The organism is Serratia sp. MMO-28, assembly GCF_037199905.1.
Taxonomy (GTDB): Bacteria; Pseudomonadota; Gammaproteobacteria; order Enterobacterales; family Enterobacteriaceae; genus Chania; species Chania oryzae.
The window spans coordinates 1-333 of sequence record NZ_JBBCVB010000102.1 but is presented as its reverse complement, the minus strand read 5'-3'; the positions used below and the strand labels follow the sequence as shown (position 1 = coordinate 333).

The 333-nt window shown below is 51.1% G+C and carries 1 tRNA gene; it reads left to right on the top strand.

What is annotated here, in order from left to right:
• Positions 1 to 2 precede the first annotated feature (2 nt).
• A tRNA-Glu gene (locus WG891_RS26725) sits at positions 3 to 78 on the top strand.
• Positions 79 to 333: the final 255 nt, after the last annotated feature.

Here is a 333-nt window from a genome sequence, read left to right as displayed (position 1 = left end):
GTGTCCCCTTCGTCTAGAGGCCTAGGACACCGCCCTTTCACGGCGGTAACAGGGGTTCGAATCCCCTAGGGGACGCCAACTGCTTGCGACCATCCCGGTGAAAGCGGCGGTTTCGGTATCTGCGGATACACCATATCTCAAAGCTGACTTGCGAGTCAGGCTTGAGATATTGCTCTTTAACAATCTGGAACAAGCTGAAAATTGAAACCTGACAGCAGAAACTTATCCCTCCGTAGATGTATTGGGGTAAGGATGACCCTGTCAGAGAGTCTCTCAAATGTTTGCAACGCGAATGTGGTCGAAAGACACCTTCGGGTTGTGAGGTTAAGTGAC